Origin of the sequence: Rhodanobacter sp. C01 (assembly GCF_002001045.1) — a bacterium.
GTDB lineage: Bacteria > Pseudomonadota > Gammaproteobacteria > Xanthomonadales > Rhodanobacteraceae > Rhodanobacter.
The window spans coordinates 58,307-71,330 of sequence record NZ_MUNR01000010.1 but is presented as its reverse complement, the minus strand read 5'-3'; the positions used below and the strand labels follow the sequence as shown (position 1 = coordinate 71,330).

At 62.7% G+C, this 13,024-nt stretch carries 13 protein-coding genes; 8 read left to right on the top strand and 5 right to left on the bottom strand.

The genetic code is table 11. The features are described 5' to 3' along the window. Positions 1–89: 89 nt before the first annotated feature. Positions 90–428: a P-II family nitrogen regulator gene (gene glnK, locus B0E50_RS07865; RefSeq protein ID WP_077440644.1), complete on the bottom strand. Its 339-nt coding sequence runs from the start codon at positions 426–428 to the stop codon at positions 90–92. A 186-nt stretch (positions 429–614) separates the two neighbouring features. Here glnK and B0E50_RS07860 point away from each other — a divergent pair, with 186 nt between their 5' ends. The 3 genes from B0E50_RS07860 to B0E50_RS07850 all read left to right on the top strand — a co-directional run bounded on the left by B0E50_RS07860 (position 615) and on the right by B0E50_RS07850 (position 4,375). Continuing rightward, positions 615–869, top strand: coding sequence for an accessory factor UbiK family protein (locus B0E50_RS07860; protein WP_077440885.1), 255 nt, complete (start codon positions 615–617; stop codon positions 867–869). Between the two features lie 149 nt (positions 870–1,018). Beyond that, positions 1,019–2,518 (top strand): YifB family Mg chelatase-like AAA ATPase, encoded by a 1,500-nt coding sequence (locus B0E50_RS07855; protein WP_077440643.1) that lies wholly within the window; start codon positions 1,019–1,021, stop codon positions 2,516–2,518. Positions 2,519–2,587: 69 nt separating this feature from the next. After that, positions 2,588–4,375, top strand: a complete 1,788-nt coding sequence (locus tag B0E50_RS07850; RefSeq protein WP_077440642.1) for a sodium:proton antiporter — start codon at positions 2,588–2,590, stop codon at positions 4,373–4,375. Positions 4,376–4,453: 78 nt separating this feature from the next. Here the strand turns inward: B0E50_RS07850 and aceA are convergent, their stop codons facing one another. Both aceA and aceB read right to left on the bottom strand, forming a co-directional pair. Continuing rightward, complete coding sequence (gene aceA, locus B0E50_RS07845; RefSeq protein WP_077440641.1) at positions 4,454–5,749, bottom strand: isocitrate lyase; 1,296 nt, start codon at positions 5,747–5,749, stop codon at positions 4,454–4,456. Positions 5,750–5,845: 96 nt separating this feature from the next. Next, complete coding sequence (gene aceB / locus B0E50_RS07840; RefSeq protein ID WP_077440640.1) at positions 5,846–7,441, bottom strand: malate synthase A; 1,596 nt, start codon at positions 7,439–7,441, stop codon at positions 5,846–5,848. 108 nt (positions 7,442–7,549) lie between these two features. On the opposite strand from aceB, the gene B0E50_RS07835 reads away from it, so the two are divergent. The 5 genes from B0E50_RS07835 (at position 7,550) to B0E50_RS07815 (ending at position 11,966) form a co-directional block, all read left to right on the top strand. After that, a complete protein-coding gene (locus B0E50_RS07835) occupies positions 7,550–8,605 on the top strand; it encodes a LysR family transcriptional regulator (RefSeq protein ID WP_077440639.1) in 1,056 nt (351 codons plus the stop codon). Positions 8,606–8,860: 255 nt separating this feature from the next. Then, positions 8,861–9,238, top strand: a complete 378-nt coding sequence (locus B0E50_RS07830) for a hypothetical protein (protein ID WP_077440638.1) — start codon at positions 8,861–8,863, stop codon at positions 9,236–9,238. Positions 9,239–9,378: 140 nt separating this feature from the next. After that, a complete protein-coding gene (locus tag B0E50_RS07825; RefSeq protein ID WP_077440884.1) occupies positions 9,379–9,912 on the top strand; it encodes a hypothetical protein in 534 nt (177 codons plus the stop codon). A 14-nt stretch (positions 9,913–9,926) separates the two neighbouring features. Further along, positions 9,927–11,363 carry a DUF2235 domain-containing protein gene (locus tag B0E50_RS07820; RefSeq protein WP_077440637.1) on the top strand — a complete coding sequence of 479 codons (1,437 nt, stop codon included), beginning with the start codon at positions 9,927–9,929 and terminating at the stop codon, positions 11,361–11,363. Positions 11,364–11,381: 18 nt separating this feature from the next. Continuing rightward, entirely contained in the window at positions 11,382–11,966 is a 585-nt protein-coding gene (locus B0E50_RS07815) for a hypothetical protein (protein ID WP_077440636.1), read from the top strand. Between the two features lie 39 nt (positions 11,967–12,005). Here the strand turns inward: B0E50_RS07815 and B0E50_RS07810 are convergent, their stop codons facing one another. After that, the gene (locus B0E50_RS07810; RefSeq protein ID WP_077440635.1) at positions 12,006–12,602 is read right to left on the bottom strand and encodes a lysophospholipid acyltransferase family protein; all 597 of its coding nucleotides are present in this window, start codon (positions 12,600–12,602) and stop codon (positions 12,006–12,008) included. Beyond that, positions 12,599–13,021 (bottom strand): alternative ribosome rescue aminoacyl-tRNA hydrolase ArfB, encoded by a 423-nt coding sequence (arfB, locus tag B0E50_RS07805; RefSeq protein WP_077440634.1) that lies wholly within the window; start codon positions 13,019–13,021, stop codon positions 12,599–12,601. The genes B0E50_RS07810 and arfB overlap by 4 nt, the downstream gene beginning before the upstream one ends. Positions 13,022–13,024: the final 3 nt, after the last annotated feature.

The window sequence follows — 13,024 nt, the reverse complement described above, 5'->3', positions numbered from 1 at the left end:
GCGGGTTGCCGCGGGGTCACCTTTTTTTGTGCCTCGGGGTTGCTGCGGGGCCGGAGCAAATGCGGCGCGTCAGGGTGCGCTGACAGCGATCAGAGCGCGTCGTGATCCAGTTCGCCGGTGCGGATGCGGATTACCTGTTCCAGCGTGCTGACGAAGATCTTGCCGTCGCCGATCTTGCCGGTGCGGGCGGAGTGCTGGATCGCTTCCAGCACGCGATCGAGCTGATCGTCGGCGATCGCCACCTCCAGCTTGATCTTGGGCAGGAAGTCGACCACGTATTCGGCGCCGCGGTACAGTTCCGTGTGACCTTTCTGGCGGCCGAAACCTTTCACCTCGGTCACCGTCACGCCCTGCACGCCGACCTCGGCCAGCGCTTCGCGTACATCGTCCAGCTTGAATGGCTTGATGATCGCCACGACCAGCTTCATGGGCTTTTCCTTGAATCGACACAGGTCGACACGATAAACCGGCATTCTGCCTGCCCGGCGCAGGCTTGTCGCCTGAGTGCCGCCTGTGTAGGACAATCCTTACAGTTTTTGACGGAGCGTACCGATGGCAGCCTCGACTTCCATTCACCTAATATTTATCTCGACGAGCTTGAGGCGCTGTTCACGATGAACAGGCAGGATATCGACCAGATTGCCCTGCGACTTGTGTCGTTGGTACCGCCAGGACTGGCACAGGCGCAACAGGATTTGCGCGCCAACTTCCAGGATGTTCTGGCGCAGGGACTGCGCCGCCTCGACCTGGTCACCCGCGAAGAATTCGAAGTCCAGACACAGGTGCTGGCGCGTACCCGCGCCAAGGTCGACGAATTGGAGCGACGTGTGGCCGAACTCGAGGCCGCCGTACCTGCCCGCGGGGGCTAGCAACAACCAACCTCCCGGGAGCCGCCCCCGATCCGTCACCCTCACCCCGAGAACGATCGGGGGCGGTTATTTATCCAGCACTGTCGATGGAGTCGCATGATGTCCTTGAATATCAGCGACTCCTCCACGCGTCAGCGGCCTGCGGCCGCATGAGTCTTGCCGTCACCCTCAGCCGTGCCCAGGAAGGGATCGCCGCGCCGCAGGTGATGGTGGAAGTGCACCTGTCCGGCGGCTTGCCGGCGACCAATATTGTCGGCCTGCCTGAGGCCGCGGTGCGCGAGGCGCGTGATCGCGTGCGTGTGGCGATCCAGAACACCGCGTTCGAATATCCCAACCGCCGGGTCACCGTGAATCTGGCGCCGGCTGAGCTGCCCAAGGATGGTGGGCGTTTCGACCTGTCGATCGCACTGGGCATCCTCGCGGCCAGCGGTCAGGTGCCGCGCGAAAAACTGGATGACTGCGAATTTCTGGGTGAGCTGGCGCTGACCGGTTCGTTGCGCAGCGTCTCCGGTGTGCTGCCGGCGCTGTTGCGCGCACGTGCGCGCGGTCGTCGCGTGGTGGTGCCGCGCGAAAATGCCGCTGAAGCAGCGCTGGTGCCGGATGTGGATGTGCGAGTGGCCGATACGCTGGCCGAGGTATGTGGCTGGCTGCGCGGGGCGCAGGAATTGTCCGCGCCGATCGGCATTCCCAGCGATGGCGGTGTCGACAGTGGGCCGGATCTGCGTGATGTGCGCGGCCAGCTGCAGGCGCGGCGTGCACTGGAAATCACCGCCGTCGGTGGCCATCACCTGCTGCTGATGGGGCCGCCCGGCACCGGCAAGACCATGCTGGCTGAACGCTTGCCGGGCATCTTGCCTCCGCTGTCCGAATCGGAAGCGCTGGAAACTTGCGCGGTGCTGTCGGTGGCTGGGCAGAGTGCCGATCTGGCGCAATGGCGGCGGCGGCCGTTCCGGGCGCCACACCACACCGCGTCAGCGGTTGCGCTGGTCGGTGGTGGTTCGTATCCGCGACCAGGCGAGATCTCGCTCGCGCACAACGGCGTACTGTTTCTGGACGAGCTGCCGGAGTTCAGCCGGCACGTGCTGGAAGTGTTGCGTGAGCCGATGGAGTCCGGCCACATCGTGATTTCGCGGGCAGCGCGGCAGTCGACGTTTCCCGCACAATTTCAACTAGTCGCGGCGATGAATCCGTGTCCCTGCGGCTATGCCGGCGATCCGCGCCAGCGTTGCCAGTGCACGCCCGATCAGATCCAGCGTTATCGATCGCGCATTTCCGGGCCGCTGCTCGATCGCATCGATCTCTGCGTGGAGGTCCCGCAAGTGCCGTTGGCCGATCTCGGATTGCCGCGCAGCGAGCGCGATGAGGATTCCGCCACTGTACGTACGCGCGTGCTCGAGGCGCGGCGACAATCGCTGATGCGGGCCGGTCGCCCCAATGCCGAAATCAGCGTGCGCGAACTGGAGCGCGATTGCGCACTGGGTCCGGCTGAACGGCGCTGGTTTGAAAGTGCGCTGGAGCGGCTGGGCTTGTCTGCACGTGCCTACCATCGCGTGCTGCGGGTTGCCCGCACGATTGCCGATCTCGATGGCGGTGCGGCCTTGCTGGAGCGTGAGCATCTGGCCGAGGCGCTGCAGTATCGGCGGCTCTGAGTCGAGCCGCTGGACGTGCGCCCATGGCACATGCTCCGATAGTGGCCTGAAGTTCACCCAGGGACTGCGATGACGATCGAGCTCGGCCTGATGCTCGCCGGCATGTTGATGATCGGCTTTCTGGCGCAGTGGGTGGCTTGGCGCGTGAAGCTGCCGGCGATCCTGTTCCTGTTGCTGGCCGGCATCCTGCTCGGACCTGTCAGTGGTCTGCTCGATCCGGACAAATTGCTCGGCGGCCTGCTGTTCCCGATCGTGTCACTGGCGGTGGCACTGATCCTGTTCGAAGGCAGTCTCACTCTGCGCTTTCACGAGTTGCCGGGCATCGGCCATGTGGTGCGCGGCTTGGTCAGCTACGGCGCGGTGACCGCGCTGCTGCTGCTGGCGCTGGCGGCGCACATCGTGGCTGGGCTCAGCTGGTCGATCGCCTTGCTGTTCGGCGCGCTGGCCTGTGTCACCGGGCCTACGGTGATCGCGCCGATGCTGCGCACGCTACGGCCGAACGCGCGCATCGCCAACACGCTGCGCTGGGAAGGCATCGTGATCGATCCGCTCGGCGCACTGTTCGCGGTGCTGATTTTCGAGGCGATCGTGTCACGGCAGGAAGGCCACACCATCGGCATCTTCATCGCCACGATCGGTTGCGGCACGGTGATCGGCGCGCTGAGCGCGTGGCTGACAGGCCACCTGCTGCGCCGACAGTTGATCCCCGAATACCTGCAGAACTATGCCGTTCTCGCCGCAGTGTTGTTCGCCTTCAGCGTTTCCAACGTGATCACGCATGAATCGGGATTGCTGGCGGTGACCATCATGGGCATCGCGCTGGGCAACATGCGCGGCGTGCACGTCGACGACATCCTCGACTTCAAGGAAAGCCTCACTACGGTGTTGGTGTCGGTACTGTTCATTCTGCTGGCCGCGCGGCTGCACTGGCCACTGCCGGACGGCATGCTGGGCGCCGGCATCGCGCTGTTCGTGATTGCCCAGTTGGTGGTGCGGCCGCTGACCGTGCTGCTGTCGAGTCTGGGTAGCGCGCTGACTTGGCGTGAGCGTGCCCTGGTCGGCTGGGTAGCGCCACGTGGCATCGTGGCGGCGTCGGTGTCGGCACTGTTTGCCCTGCGCCTCGATGCGCTGGGCGTGGCGGGTGGCGGAGCACTCGTGCCGCTGGTTTTTATCCTGATCATTGGCACCGTGGTGCTGCAGAGTGCCACCGCGCGACCGTTGGCGATCTGGCTGAAAGTGGCCGAGCCGGAGCCACGCGGCCTGCTGATCTTCGGTTCCGACGAGGTGGCACGGGCGATCGGCAAGGTACTGGACGAGGCTGGTTTTCGCGTGATGCTGGCTGATGATGACTGGGAGGGCATCCGCCGGGCGCGCATGGACGGCTTGCCCACGTTCTTCGGCAACCCGGCCTCGCCGCATGCCGAGCGTCATCTGGATCTCACCGGCATCGGCCGGTTGCTGGCGGTGTCCACCCATCGTGAGCGCAATTCGCTGGCCTGCGTGCATTACCGGCAGGAGTTCGGGCGCGACAAGGTGTATCGGCTGCGCAACCTGACGCCACAGGAAAGCACGGATCGCGCGGCCTTGTCCGGCACGCTGCTGGCGCCGCCGCTGTTCGATGAGGAGATGACCCACGGCCGCTTTGCTGAAATGCTTGGACACGGTTGGCGGATCAAGTCGACCCGGCTCAGCACCACCTTCGACTGGTCGCACTTCATCGAGCAATACGGTTCGAATACCGTGCTGATGTTCGGAGTGGAGGAGAAGGGTGCATTGCGCGTGGCCTCGACCAAGCGCGAGTTGGAGCCGAAGCCAGGCTGGACGGTGATTGCCTTGGTGCCGCCGGCAGAGTTGTAGGAGCGCACCCTGTGCGCGAATGCACTTCATGACGAAGAGCTATCGCGCACAGGGTGCGCTCCTACAGGTGTTGTGCGGTTACGCGGCTGAGGCTTGCTTGAACTGGGCCTCCTCGGTCGAGCCGGTCAGCGCCGTGGTCGAGGACTTGCCCTGCTGGATCGCCTGGGTCACCTGGTCGAAATAGCCGGTACCCACTTCGCGCTGATGCTTCACTGCGGTAAAGCCACGCTCGGCAGCCGCGAATTCCTTCTCCTGCAGTTCGACGAACGCACTCATCTGGCGACGCGCGTAGCCGTGTGCCAGATCGAACATGCCGTAGTTGAGGCTGTGGAAGCCGGCCAGGGTGATGAACTGGAACTTGTAACCCATCGCACCCAGCTCCTTCTGGAACGTCGCGATGGTGGCGTCGTCCAGGTTCTTCTTCCAGTTGAAGCTGGGCGAGCAGTTGTAGGCCAGCAGCTTGCCGGGGAACTTCGCGTGGATCGCTTCGGCGAACTTGCGCGCGTCTTCCAGGTTCGGCTTGCTGGTCTCGCACCAGATCAGGTCAGCATATGGCGCGTAGGCGAGGCCGCGACTGATCGCCTGATCCAGGCCCGGGCGTACGCGGTAGAAACCTTCGACGGTGCGCTCGCCGGTGATGAAGGCCTTGTCGTTGTCGTCGATGTCCGAGGTGAGCAGGTCAGCGGCATCGGCATCGGTGCGTGCTACCAGCAGGGTCGGCACGCCGGCAACGTCGGCAGCGAGGCGCGCGGCGTTCAACTTGTCGACGGCCTCGCGGGTCGGCACCAATACCTTGCCGCCCATGTGGCCGCACTTCTTCACCGAGGCCAGCTGATCCTCGAAATGCACGCCTGCAGCGCCGGCCTCGATCATCGCCTTCATCAGTTCGAACGCATTCAGCACGCCACCGAAGCCGGCCTCGGCATCGGCCACGATCGGCACGAGCCAGTCGGTGTCGTCCTTGCCCTCCGCATGATGCAGCTGGTCGGCACGCAGCAGGGTGTTGTTGATCTTCTTGACCACCAGCGGCACCGAGTTGGCCGGATACAGCGACTGGTCGGGATACATTTCGCCGGCGACGTTGGCATCGGCGGCGACCTGCCAGCCGCTGAGGTAGATTGCCTGCAGTCCGGCCTTCACCTGTTGCATCGCCTGGTTGCCGGTGAGCGCACCGAGTGCATTGACGAAATCCTCCTTGTGCAGCGACTTCCATAGCCGCTCGGCACCACGGCGGGCCAGCGAGTGCTCGACCGCGACGGTGCCACGCAGGCGGACCACATCTTCGGCGCTGTAGTTGCGCTCGATACCGGACCAGCGAGTGTTGTTCTTCCAGTCCAGCGAAATCTGTTCGGCGGTAGGCAGGGTGTTCTTCATGGGGTGGCTCCGTGAAATCGAAAGTTTGCAGGAGCGGCTTCAGCCGCGAATGCAAGGGTGTCGCGGCTGAAGCCGCTCCTATGGGGATCAGGTAGATCAGCCGAGCTGGTCGTAGGCGGGCAGGGTGAGAAAGTCGCCGAGCTGGTCGGCATGGGCCAGCGCCGACAGCAGGGCGGCGGCGGCATCGACGCGCCGGGCGCCAAGTGCGTCGCTGTGGCGCAGGCGGTGGCTGTGCGTGGCCAGGGCGTGGTCGAACAGCGCCAGATCGATCGGCGCGTGGTCCGGAAATTCCACTTCGCCATGGTGCAGCCATTGCCACAGCTGCGCGCGTGCGATCTCGGCGGTGGCGGCGTCCTCCATCAGGTGATGGATCGGCACGCAGCCCTGGCCGTCCAGCCAAGCGGCGGTATAACGCAGGCAGACCTCCACGTTGTTGTCGAAACCGGTGCGGCTGATCGTGCCGTTCGGCGTGGCCAGCAGCTGTTCGCGGGTGACCAGGACGTCCTCGCGCAGCACGCCAAGCTGATTCGGTGTGGGCATGTACTCGTCGAAGATCTGCTGCGCGACCGGCACCAGCGCCGGGTGTGCGACCCAGGTGCCGTCGTGGCCAGCCTGTACTTCACGCAGCTTGTCGGCGCGCACCTTGGCCAGTGCGGCCTCGTTGGCCGCCTCGTCGCCCTTGATCGGAATCTGCGCCGCCATGCCGCCCATCGCGAACGCGCCGCGGCGATGGCAGGTCTGGATCAGCAGCTCCGAATACGCCTTCAGAAATGGCACTGTCATCAGCACCTGGGCACGTTCCGGCAGCAACCGGTCGCGGTGACCTCTCAGCGTTTTCAGATAGGAGAAGATGTAGTCCCAGCGGCCGCAGTTGAGGCCGACAACACGATTGCGCAGCGCGTGCAGGATCTCGTGCATCTGGAATGCCGCTGGCAGCGTCTCGATCAACACGGTGGCTTTCATCGTGCCAATCGGCAGTTGCAGTTCGTCTTCGGCGGTGGCCATCACCTCGTTCCACAGCGCGGCTTCCTCCATTGCCTCGAGCTTGGGCAGGTAGAAGTACGGACCGCGGTCGCGGCGGTGCAGTGCGCGGGCGTTGTGGAACACGAACAAGCCGAAGTCGACCAGCGCACCCGCCATCGGCTCGCCGTCCACGCTGATGTGCTTGTCGATCAGATGCCAGCCGCGCGGGCGCACCACCAGGACAGCCGGGTTGTCGTTGACGCGGTAGGCCTTGCCTTCGGGTGAGCGGAATTCGATCGTGCCGTTCACCGCGTCGCGCAGGTTGATCTGGCCATCGAGCTGATTGGCGAAGGTCGGTGCGGACGAATCCTCGAAGTCGGCCATGAACACCTTCGCGCCGGAGTTCAGCGCGTTGATGATCATCTTGCGCTCGACCGGGCCGGTGATCTCGACGCGGCGATCCTGCAGCGCGGCCGGAATCGGCGCCACAGTCCAGTCGGACTGGCGGATCACGGCGGTATCGGCACGGAAGTTCGGCAGCGCGCCGGCGTCATATTCCACCTGACGCTTGTGCCGGGCATGCAGCAGGCGCTGCCGCGAGGCTTCGAAGCGACGATGCAGGCGGACCAGGAAACCCTGGGCCTCGGAGGTCAGGATGCTTTCGTAACCGGCCTCGTCCGCATGGATTTCGATGGCGCTGGTATCAAGTCGTTCCCGGGGTACTGCCATGAGCTTGCTCCGTTCTCGTTGGAGACTCGAAGCTAGGGCAGAAATCATCTATTTGACAAAGTGAATGTTTCAATCAATATTATGAGCAATAGCAATGGTACATATAACATGTTGAAAAAAAGCACGAATAATCCAGACAATTCGCTGAATAAACCTGAAAAATTGCGCCGCGGCGCAGCAAAAAAGCGGGCAAAGGGCAAGGCCGCGGACGAGACGGGTGGGCGTTACTATTACAAGGGCAACCGCCACAAGCAGTTGCGCGCCTTCGTCAGCGTGGTGAAGCTGGGTACGCTGACCCGCGCGGCGGAAGCGCTATATTTGTCGCAACCCACGATCAGCTTGCAGTTGCAGGCGCTGGAACGCGAGTTGGGCGTAACCCTGGTGGAGCGTCGGCGGCGCCGCATCAACCTCACCGATGCCGGCGAGGCGCTGTACGAGCTGGCGCGACCGCTGATCGAGGGCTGGGAGACCCTGGACCGTGACTTCCAGGCGCGGGTGCAGGGGCTGCAGGGCGGCCGGCTGACCATCGCCGCGGGCACCTCGACCATCCAGTACCTGCTGCCGGATCTGGTGCGTCGTTATCGCGAACGCTTTCCTGCGGTGCAACTGCAGTTGGCCAATGTCACCGGCAAGGACGGCATGGCGCTGCTGCGCGCCGATGATGCCGACTTCGCGGTCGGCTCGATGCTCGATGTGCCGAACGACATCGCCTGGGCGCCGGTGCATCACTACGACCCGATGCTGATCATGCCGCCGGATCATCCGCTGGCGGCGAAGGACAAGATCACGCTGGAGGATCTGTCACCGTATGGCCTGATCCTGCCGCCGCAGCGGTTGTCCACCTATCGGCTGGTCGATCTGGTGTTCCAGCAGCGCCAGGTGCCGTACCACGTGGCGATCGAGGTGGGCGGCTGGGACGTGATCAAGGAATACGTGGCGATGGGCATGGGCATCTCGATCGTCACAGGGATCTGCATCACCGAGGCCGATCACAAGCGGCTGGCCGTGCGCAACATGAAGCAGTATTTTCCGCAGCGAAGCTATGGCGTGGTGATGCGCAAGGGCAAGTTCCTCAGCGCCGAGGCGCGCGCGTTCATCGACCTGATCCGTCCCGGGCTGCTGACCCATCGCGATTACGACGAGTCAGGGCATTCGCAGCGCTGAGACAGCCAAGGGAAACCGGACTCGCCGGCAGCCGACGGCCTCCGTGAAATGCGACGCGCGCCGACATCGCGGCAAACCGAAATCCGGTACAACGTCTCGACGCGCCCCACCAAGGAAGGAGCCTGCCATGCGTGCGTATCGTTGCCCTCGACGTTCGCTACTTGCCGTCGCCGCCGCCGTGGGCTTGTTGCCTGCCCAGACAGCCGCGGCATCCGCGTCGGCGGATGCCGAGCGCCAGACTTTCGGGAATCAAAAATGAAGCGCCTTTTTGCAATTGCATGTCTGTTCGTATCGGCGTCTTGTGCCATGGCGGCGATGCGGCCTCCGCAATCCAAGGTCGTCAGTCTCGAACAGCTTCACGGCCGGGCGGCGCTGATCGGGCAAGAGGTCGAGGTTGTCAGCTGTGCAGGCATTCCCTTGAGCGACGCGCCAAATCAGGAAAATCTGATAATCATCTATCCGTGCGGTACAGAGCTGTCGGATGAAGTCAGCAAGAAGGCTGTGGCGGGGCGACTTTCCGCGCAGACGGTTCTGAAGCCATCCAAGGAATGGGCGATCGACTCTGACGATGAGGAGAAAGGGCTGGTTATCGAGCTGGATGAGGTGGAATTCCATTCGGCGGTCGATCTATGACTTTCGTGTATGGGCTCTCCGCGCAAGTGAACGAATGGTTGCGCCGGGTGAGGGGCGCCATGTCCAGCCGATCAAGGTTCTTCTGCGCCGTCGTGCATGCCGTCGTTTTCCTTTTGCTGACCACAGGATGCCAACCCGCCATGTCTACTCAGTCCGATGCCAAAAATACGCACCAAATGGCTCCCAACGAATTCCCTCTGAAATTCGTAGATCACAGCTTTGAGCCCTATTGCTACAACACGCTGGCCTGCACAGTGGTCTACAACAATTACGACTTCAACTTGCGCGACGCCAATAAACCTCACGGACCGCCACGTTCGCCTGATTACCGGGATGACTGGTGGCCGGCTTCCCACGGCGGTATCAGCAATTTCCCTTTTCCTGCCGAGGTGCGTTGGGTATCGCTGGATGGCGTGGCGCATGAGGCCAAGGTGGATATCGGCGCGATCTTCAAGAACGAGCTTGTCTTGTACAAGGTATCCAACTCTGAAATTCGGGAAGGCATGTTTCCTCAGGGCATGGTCGCTGACCCCAGCATTTTCCTCGAAGTCAACAACCGCACCATCAACGTCTATATGGCTGCGATGATTCCAACCAAAACCGAGCAGATCGCGGGTAACAAATATAGCGATGCTCGAATCGACCTGGTTCTTGCCTGGACACATATTTACTGAGCACGGAAGCGACCATGAGCCAGCACGACAAATTGGATCCGGACGGCATCCTCAGCGATGGAGTGCGGCATGATCCCGCCGCTCGGCTTTTGCCGATCTATACAGACGACCGCCGGCAACTCATGCCTTTTCAGGAGCCGGTGTTGCTGCATGCAAACAATCCGCATGAGCGCTTGTATATCGCCGCCCTGGATGGCACTGGCAACGACAAGATCCATGATCCCGAACATGAAACCAACGTCGGCCTGATCTCGGATCAAGTCAAAGCTCTGAATGAAGCTGGCAACCACCAGGTCGGCTACGGCTATGTCGAAGGCCCCGGTACGCAGCAGCATGAGCCATTCACCCATATGTCTGATGGGATCCGTGGGTATACCGTGGATGAGCGTGCCGAAGAGATGTACAAGAAGTTCATTGATCAAGCCTGGAAATGGAAACACGAGGATCCCGACGCGCAGATCCGCGTCGCCAGCGTGAGTTTCAGCCGTGGTTGCGAGGAAAGTGCTCTGTTCGCCCGGTTGATCGACGAGCGTGGTATCCAGGATCCCGTCGGCGCTCGCTACACCTACGACTCCCATCACCGGATAACCTTTGTCGAATACACCAGGCCTGCGCTGGTCGGGCCGCATCAGGTGGCGCAGGCGGTGGCGCTGTTCGATCCGGTGGGAACGGGTCACGCGATGCATGAAGACCGTCGGTTACCGCCATCGGTGATCTCCGGCATCCAGTTCATCGCGATGGATGAGCATCGAGATCTGTTCAAATCCGACCGCATCATCGATCCGGGCATCACGCCGGACGGACGCTTCGCCGGAATCTACGTGCCAGGCGCGCATTCGGATGTCGGTGGGGGTTATCACCGCAACGGCGCGGCGATGCGCTCCGGCAATTTCGCGATCGACTACATCAACGGGCTGAGCGATGTGCCGATTCTGGCGAAGAACCCGGAGCCCGAAGATCCACGACTCAACGTGATTCATCATTCGGAAGATGGCATGTGGCTGTTTCGCTTGATGCCAAAAATCAACCGGCTTGAGCCGGGTGGCTACAACGAGCTGGAAGTGTCCAGACATGCGATCGGGCACGTGCCCGATCCATACAATGCCGAGCCGCGCGATGAAGTGTTGAACGGTCAGTTCGAGCGTCAGCCGATGCCGAACGGGCCAGTGCCGGGCGCGCTGGAGCAGTCGCAAACTGCTCCGAAGAGTGAGCTGGATGAGTGGATCGACCGCATGTACCTGGCTTCGCAGAACCCGGACAACGCGCTCTGGGACAAGGCGCAACACGAATCAGCGCAGCAGTATCTGCGCACGCCCGATGGCCGGCAGTTTCAGCAGCAGGCCAACAGCTTGAACGAGATGTGGGATATGCAGTTGCAGGCGCAACAGCAGGCCGCACAGCAAGCCATGCAGCAGACGCAGCAACGGGCGCAGCAGGGACTCAGTCGATAAACCAGCAAGGATGTGGCCATGGATATCTCTCGTACCGATGATGTCGAGGCGGTTCGGCAGGCATTGACCAAGCTGATGGCGATTGCCGATCGCCTTGAATCACGCAACGCACAAACCGTGCAGAGGGTCGAAGCAGCCAGCACTGCCCTGGATCAGGGTGTGAACCGGCTGGATGGCGCCGGTGAGCGGTTCGCACAAAGCGCATTGCAGGTGATTGGCAACAATGCGCAGCAAGCCGTAACCCTGGGCGCCGGGCAGGCGATGGAGGAGTTCCGGCAACAACTGCAGCAAAGTGCAGATAGTGCCAAGTCCGTGGCACACGTGATGAATGAACAATGCCGGAGATTGAACACGGCACGGCGTACCTTGGTCTGGAATGGGCTGATCGCGTTGTTGATCGGTTCATTCCTGGCCGCTGGCGGGGCCGCATGGGTGGTCCATCGGAGCGTGCAGGAGATGGCGCAGGCTCATTTCGGTCAGGATATTTTGCAGGCGACACAGCGTGGCGCCATCACCCGCTGCGGTGACTTGCTTTGCGCAAAGGTGGGCAAAAAACCGCAGCGTTACGACAGGGATGGCCAATACCTGTTGCTGCAGGAGTAAGCGACCGCCACTCGTGAAACCATCGGCACCGCAATTTTCTCAGACGTCGCGGTGCTTGCCCTTGAACGGAGCATAGAACGCGCGCAGACGGGCGATATCGGCATCCATGTTGTCACTGGTGTCGACCAACGGACCGAGCTGGATGGTCTTGTCGGGATAGTGAAACGCCACCGGGAACACCGGCACACCAGCATCGTGGGCGATGTGCCAGAAACCACTCTTCCAGCGCATCACCGGCTTGCGCGTGCCCTCCGGCGCGATGCCGAGCCAGAAGGCATCGCGTTGGCGAAACTGGTCGGCCATCTGCTCGACCACGCCCTTCGCCGCGCCACGGTCGATCGCCATGCCGCCAAGCCGGCGCAACAGGCCACCCATCGGCCCGCGAAACAGTTCCTGCTTGGCCATGAAGTGCACATCGGCACCGATCGCGACCTTGATCAGCAGCCCCCACACGCCGTCCCACCAGGACGAGTGCGGTGCTGCGATCAGCACCAGTTTTGAGGTGTCAGGAAACTCGCCGGCCAGGCTCCAGCCGCACAGGAGCAGCACGCCACGACAGGTGCGGCGCTGCCAGCCGTCGCGCAGATGGGGCATCCGCGCGGGCAACTGGGCGGGAGTGAACAGGCGTCCCTTCATTCGAGGTCCGGTTTGCGTGAGCGGTTTTGCTTGATCTTGCCACGTTGCTGCTTGCCGACCAGGCGACGCTCCTTCGAGGCGCGAGTAGGCTTGGTGGCCACGCGTTTCTTCGGCGGTAGCAGCACGCCCTGGATCAGTTCAGCCAGTCGCTCGCGCACGTCGTCGCGGTTGCGCGCCTGATCGCGGAAGCGGCGACCCTGGATCACCAGTACGCCCTCAGCAGTAAGTCGGCGGTCGCGTCGTGCCAGCAGCCGAGTGCGGATTTCCTCCGGCAGCGAGGGTGAGTTGGTCACGTCGAAGCGCAGCTCCACCGCACTCTCGGTGCGGTTCACATGCTGGCCTCCGGGGCCGTCCGCGCGCAGGAAGCGCTCGACCAGTTCGGACTCGGGCAGGGTGATGCTGGGGCTGACGATCAACATGCA

Bases quoted from the DNA above. Each gene is read 5' to 3' on its own strand.
- B0E50_RS07835 (WP_077440639.1), top strand. From the start codon at position 7,550: ATGTTGAAAAAAAGCACGAATAATCCAGACAATTCGCTGAATAAACCT.
- glnK (WP_077440644.1), bottom strand. From the start codon at position 428: ATGAAGCTGGTCGTGGCGATCATCAAGCCATTCAAGCTGGACGATGTA.
- B0E50_RS07815 (WP_077440636.1), top strand. From the start codon at position 11,382: ATGGATATCTCTCGTACCGATGATGTCGAGGCGGTTCGGCAGGCATTG.
- aceB (WP_077440640.1), bottom strand. From the start codon at position 7,441: ATGGCAGTACCCCGGGAACGACTTGATACCAGCGCCATCGAAATCCAT.
- arfB (WP_077440634.1), bottom strand. From the start codon at position 13,021: ATGTTGATCGTCAGCCCCAGCATCACCCTGCCCGAGTCCGAACTGGTC.
- B0E50_RS07830 (WP_077440638.1), top strand. From the start codon at position 8,861: ATGAAGCGCCTTTTTGCAATTGCATGTCTGTTCGTATCGGCGTCTTGT.
- B0E50_RS07820 (WP_077440637.1), top strand. From the start codon at position 9,927: ATGAGCCAGCACGACAAATTGGATCCGGACGGCATCCTCAGCGATGGA.
- B0E50_RS07825 (WP_077440884.1), top strand. From the start codon at position 9,379: ATGTCTACTCAGTCCGATGCCAAAAATACGCACCAAATGGCTCCCAAC.
- aceA (WP_077440641.1), bottom strand. From the start codon at position 5,749: ATGAAGAACACCCTGCCTACCGCCGAACAGATTTCGCTGGACTGGAAG.
- B0E50_RS07855 (WP_077440643.1), top strand. From the start codon at position 1,019: ATGAGTCTTGCCGTCACCCTCAGCCGTGCCCAGGAAGGGATCGCCGCG.
- B0E50_RS07860 (WP_077440885.1), top strand. From the start codon at position 615: ATGAACAGGCAGGATATCGACCAGATTGCCCTGCGACTTGTGTCGTTG.
- B0E50_RS07810 (WP_077440635.1), bottom strand. From the start codon at position 12,602: ATGAAGGGACGCCTGTTCACTCCCGCCCAGTTGCCCGCGCGGATGCCC.
- B0E50_RS07850 (WP_077440642.1), top strand. From the start codon at position 2,588: ATGACGATCGAGCTCGGCCTGATGCTCGCCGGCATGTTGATGATCGGC.